Origin of the sequence: Streptomyces sp. URMC 129, assembly GCF_051386415.1 — a bacterium.
Taxonomy (GTDB): Bacteria; Actinomycetota; Actinomycetes; order Streptomycetales; family Streptomycetaceae; genus Streptomyces.
In genome coordinates, this window is the sequence record NZ_JBPQTQ010000236.1 from 1 (window position 1) to 3,689 (window position 3,689).

At 77.1% G+C, this 3,689-nt stretch carries 3 protein-coding genes and 1 pseudogene; 1 reads left to right on the forward strand and 3 read right to left on the reverse strand.

What is annotated here, in order from left to right; translation table 11 throughout:
• Window positions 1-435: pseudogene (locus ACSNOC_RS27260) on the reverse strand (ornithine decarboxylase); the annotation flags it as partial.
• A gap of 147 nt (window positions 436-582) precedes the next feature.
• Here ACSNOC_RS27260 and ACSNOC_RS27265 point away from each other — a divergent pair.
• Window positions 583-1,479, forward strand: coding sequence for an alpha/beta fold hydrolase (locus ACSNOC_RS27265; RefSeq protein ID WP_436750247.1), 897 nt, complete (start codon window positions 583-585; stop codon window positions 1,477-1,479).
• Here the strand turns inward: ACSNOC_RS27265 and tpg are convergent.
• Window positions 1,458-2,012, reverse strand: coding sequence for a telomere-protecting terminal protein Tpg (gene tpg / locus ACSNOC_RS27270; protein ID WP_436750248.1), 555 nt, complete (start codon window positions 2,010-2,012; stop codon window positions 1,458-1,460). The two genes, ACSNOC_RS27265 and tpg, sit on opposite strands and share 22 nt — an antisense overlap.
• Before the next feature lie 3 nt (window positions 2,013-2,015).
• The coding region (gene tap / locus ACSNOC_RS27275; RefSeq protein WP_436750249.1) for a telomere-associated protein Tap at window positions 2,016-3,689 on the reverse strand (1,674 nt) is incomplete at its 5' end.

The window sequence follows — 3,689 nt, forward strand, 5'->3', positions numbered from 1 at the left end:
CGGGTGGGCCAGGTGGAGGCCGGCGTCGAAGCGGGGAGGGACCCAGACGGGTTCGACGCCGCTGACGATGACGCCGGCGATGACCGACTTGTGGGCGTTGCGCGAGATCAGCAGCTTCTCCCCGGGACCGGCCACGGCCAGCATGGCGGTCTTCACCGACAGGGAGCTGCCGCAGGTGGAGAAGAACGCGTGGTCGGCGCGGACCGCGTCGGCCATCAGCTCCTCCGCCCGGCTCAGCACGCCCGTCGATTCGCGGCGGTCGTCCAGCCCGTTGAGGGAGAGCACGTCCGAGCGGAAGACGCCCTCCCCGAGGACCTCCAGCACCCGCGGATCCACCCCGCGTCCCTGCTTGTGGCCCGGCGGCCCGTACACGACGTCCCCGCGCCGCCGGAACGCCCGCAGGGCCTCCAGGACGGGCACCTGTGCGTGATCCATCTCCCGCCACCTCCTCGGCCAGAGGGAGTAACCCGGTCCGCCGCCCGTGAAACCCCACGCCCCGTCAGCCGCTCCGGCGGCATGGGCGCGCCGGAGCGGGACATCCGGGAGGGGGCGGCCGGACCCGCGGGAAGGAGGAGACGGAACGTGTTCGAGGGATTCACGCTGACCGACGCGGAGGGGGACGGGGTGCGGCTGCGCGTGCGGTACGGCGGCGACGGGCCGCCGGTGCTGCTGCTCCACGGGCACCCCAGGACGCACGCCACGTGGCACCGGGTCGCCCCCCTGCTGGCCGCCGCCGGGTACCGCGTGGTCTGCCCGGACCTGCGCGGCTACGGCCAGTCCGCGAAGCCGCCGAGCGACGCCGAGCACCGGCCGTACTCCAAGCGCGCCATGGCCCGCGACTGCCTGGCGCTGATGCGCGGCCTGGGGCACGAGCGGTTCGCCGTGGTCGGGCACGACCGCGGCGCCTATGTGGCCACCCGGCTGGCCCTGGACCACCCGGGGGCGGTGCGGTCGCTCACCGTGCTGGACGCGGTGCCGATCGGGGAGGCGCTGCGCAGGTGCGACGCGGGGTTCGCGGCGCGCTGGTGGCACTGGTTCTTCCTGGGGCAGACGGAGAAGCCGGCCGAGCGGATCATCGACGCCGATCCGGACGCCTGGTACCGGGGCGATCCGGAGCTGATGGGGGCCGAGGCGTACCGGGACTACCGGCGCGCGATCCACGATCCGGCGACGGTGCACGCGATGTGCGAGGACTACCGGGCCGGACTGGGCGTGGACCGGGACCACGACGAGGCCGACCGGCGGGCGGGGCGGCGGGTGGCGTGCCCGTTGCAGGTGCTGTGGTCGACGCGGGACGACCTGGCGGAGCTGTACGACGGCGACGTCGTCGGGGTGTGGCGGGACTGGGCGGGCGCGTGGGTGGCGGGCGGTCCCGTCGAGTCCGGTCACCACATGGCGGAGGAGGCGCCGGAGGAGCTGGCCGGCGCGCTGCGCGGCTTCTGGGGGGCGGTGCCGGGTCAGAGCTCGATGTCGAGGTAGTCGATGTCGGTGATGGCGACGTCCAGGCCGTGCGCGCGGCGGCCGTGGTCGCGGAAGTACGCCTGGCCGAGGCCCTCGGCGAGGATGTCGCGGAGCTGCCCCTCCGCGGCGCCGGCCTGGTGCGAGGCGAGGAGCCGGCGGGCCGTCTCGGCGGGCAGGGCCTCGGTGACGCGGCGCAGGCGCGGGTCGTCGGTGGAGCCGGGGGCGGCGGTGAAGCCGAACCGGGCGCGGGTCTCGACGGTGATGCCGGTCTCGGCGGCCCGCCGGATGACGCGTTGCCGCACGCGCGGCTGCCAGGAGCGGCGGACCTCGCGTTCGAGCGCGGCGGCCAGGCGGGGGGTGGGGGTGCGGATCTGTCCGGCGAGGTAGCGCTGGACGGTGCGGGGGGAGATCCCGAGGCGGGCGGCGACGGCGCGGGTGGAGCCCTTCTCGGCGCGGACCAGGAACCGCATCCGGGCGCGCGGGCCGACGGGGACGGGGCGGGTGAACGCGGCGGCGAGCGCGGCGTCGATGCTGTCGGCGACCTCTCCCACGGCTCATTCCTCCCCGGCGGCCCGGTCGCGGGCGGTGTCCTTGAGGTGGCGGGCCGGATTGTGTCCGGCGTCCAGCAGTTCGGCGGCCCACAGGAACGGGCGGGCCCCTTCGAGCTTGACCATGCCCGGGGAGACGCCGAGGCGGAACGTGCCGGGCAGCGGCTTGCCGTCCGGGGTGCGGGGCAGCAGGTCCAGCGGGGAGGGGCCGGGCGAGGGGTAGACGACGCAGTCGGAGAGGACCGCGAGCGGGTACAGCCCGGCGCGGCTCATGCGGAGCATCTTGCGGTGCATGTTGACCCGGGCGGTGGCGATGACGGCGGCGCGGATGTCGGGCCGCCAGGTGGGGCGGTCGAGGGCGGGCCACCGTTCGCCCGGGCGGTACGCCGCGCCCTGGGGGCGTTCGCGGAGCTTGCCGATGCCCCCCTTGACGGTGGCCTTGACGGCGGAGAGCACCGCCGCCGGGACCGGGTCGGCGCCCCTGCGGCGGTCCAGGGCGTCCATGGCGGCGAGGAACGCCTCGTCGGTGAGGTCCCTGGTCACCCCGAGGTCGGCCATGGTGGCCAGGTAGGCGTCGCGCAGCCGCTCGTACCAGGGGTCGAGGTAGGGCCCGGCCTCGGGGCGCAGCCACGCCTGCAGCGGGCGGACGTCGTGGCCGAGTTCGGCGGCGTAGGCGACGGTCGGGGTGGCGTACCAGGCGGGACCCGCCGGAGGTTCACCCGTGGGGGTGAACGGGGAGGGCAGGCGCGGGTCGAGGGCGACGCCGGAGAGGTCGACCAGCCAGCTGCCGGGGGTCTTCCGGTCGAAGACCGGCCGGGCGACGTACACGGGCGCGCCCAGGCCCACGGTGAGGCGGTTGGCGGCGGCGGCGAACGCGAGGTTGAGGTCGAGGCCGACCGCCCACGGTCGCGCGCACTCGGCGTCGGTGAGGAGTTCGGCGGGCCGGATCCAGTCGTACGCCTCCTCGTCGAGGACCTGGTCGGCGGGGCGTCCGGCGGCGGCGGGGTGTTCGTCGGGGGCCTCGGGCGGGGCGGGGTCGACGGCGCGGGTGAGGGAGCCGGGCACCGGCGCGGATTCCCAGGTGCCGGTGGTCTCGTCCCGGCGGGCGCGGGTCGGGGGGCGCAGCGCGGTCATCAGCTCCAGGCCGCAGACGGCGGCGGAGCCGCGCGGGGTGAGGACCCGGGCGGCGTAGGTGCCCAGGGCCTGGGCCAGGCGGGCGGGCGGCAGGCCGGAGGCGGCGGCGCCCCAGGTGCGGGGGTCGAGGGCCTCCCAGGGCAGGACGGCGAGCTGGACGCAGCGGCGCACGCCGTCGTCGGCGGGGCGGTAGATCCTGGCCCAGGGGCCGAAGCCGCGCCGGGTCAGGCTCCACCGGGCCGCCGTCAGCTCCGTGACGACGGGGTGGTCGTCGGGCAGCCGCAGGCCGCGCCGGTCGGTCAGCGCGGGCGGCAGGCCGAGGCGTTGGGCGGCGGGCGCGGTGAGGACGACGAGGGGGTCGGCGTCCCGGCCGGAGCGGTGCAGGCGGGGGGCGCCCAGTCCGGCGTCCAGCGCCCAGGCCACGAGGGCGGGCAGGGTGGTCGCGGGGCAGTCGAGGGCGCGGCCGTCGGCGAGGTGGGCGGTGCCGTCGCCGTCGAGGACGGCGAGGGGTCCGGCGGGGAACCGGGCGTCCGGCGGGGCGGCGGG